Below are 317 nucleotides of genomic sequence, written 5' to 3'. Positions count from 1 at the left end.
CAGCTGCCCCGCCAGCGCCAGCGCGCCCGTGGCGCCTTCCACTTCCGGCGCGCCCGCCCGCAGCGTGACGTCGCCGCCCTTGCCCGCGCGCGTCTCGCCCTTGTGCAGCACCGCGCCGCCCGAGGACGCATCGATCAGCGAGCCCGCCGCCACCGCGATGCCATGCGGCGAGTCCAGCGTCACGCGGCCACCGTCGAGCCGGCCCAGCCACGGCGAGGCCACGCCCTTGCCTTGCAGGTCCACCCAGCGGCCGCTCACGTCCAGCGCCGCGCCCTCGCGCAGCACGATGGCCGGCGCCTCGCCCGCCTTGGACAGCG

Annotated in this window: 1 protein-coding gene; it reads right to left on the bottom strand. The window is 77.9% G+C overall.

Going from position 1 to position 317, the window contains the following annotated elements; genetic code table 11:
* The coding region (locus AC6LJ9_RS30770; protein ID WP_498150474.1) for a hypothetical protein at positions 1–317 on the bottom strand (317 nt) is incomplete at both ends.

The sequence above is a fragment of the Achromobacter sp. 1011811831 genome, assembly GCF_059760905.1.
This window is presented reverse-complemented; position numbering and strand designations above follow the sequence as displayed.